Source organism: Kitasatospora saccharophila (assembly GCF_039529925.1).
Classification (GTDB): domain Bacteria; phylum Actinomycetota; class Actinomycetes; order Streptomycetales; family Streptomycetaceae; genus Kitasatospora; species Kitasatospora saccharophila.
In genome coordinates, this window is the sequence record NZ_BAAANS010000207.1 from 1 (window position 1) to 508 (window position 508).

General features: G+C 69.1%; 1 protein-coding gene. It reads right to left on the minus strand.

Going from position 1 to position 508, the window contains the following annotated elements; all coding sequences use genetic code 11:
* Positions 1-377 (minus strand): hypothetical protein (locus ABD345_RS40190; RefSeq protein WP_344559808.1); only part of this gene is annotated, 377 nt, incomplete at its 3' end.
* Positions 378-508 lie beyond the last annotated feature (131 nt).

Genomic DNA, 508 nt, shown 5'->3' on the forward strand with positions numbered 1-508 from the left:
TCGGCGACGAACGGGTTCCAGACGTACAGGGTGGCCGCGGCCGCGCCGGCCAGTGGTCCACCCAGTCGCAGCTCGCGCCACAGCGCTGTCAGGCCGAGCCCGGCCAGCAGCGGTACGGCGACCAGGACCACCTTGTTGAGGACCGCGCCGCCGGTCAGCTCGTCGAGCAGCGCGACCACGACGTCAGAAGGAACCGCGCGCGGTAAGGCAGTTGTGACACCGAACAGATCACGCCGTAGCGTGAGGTCCGGCACGAAGACCAGGTCGTAGCCGACCACGTACCCCGGAGCGAGCAGCGGAGCGGTGATCAGCACAGTGAGCAGCACCGGCCAGGCCCACGGCATCAGCCGGGCCACCCGGGTGGTTCCCCCCTCCACGACCGCCTCCTAGCAGTACTGTTCCAGCGCAACCTACTCGCCGACCCACCAGCAGAACAGAAGCCGCATGACCTCAGAGACGACTCCCGACCAGCAGCCGGCCGCACCGAAGCTGGCGTTCCTCCGCAGCG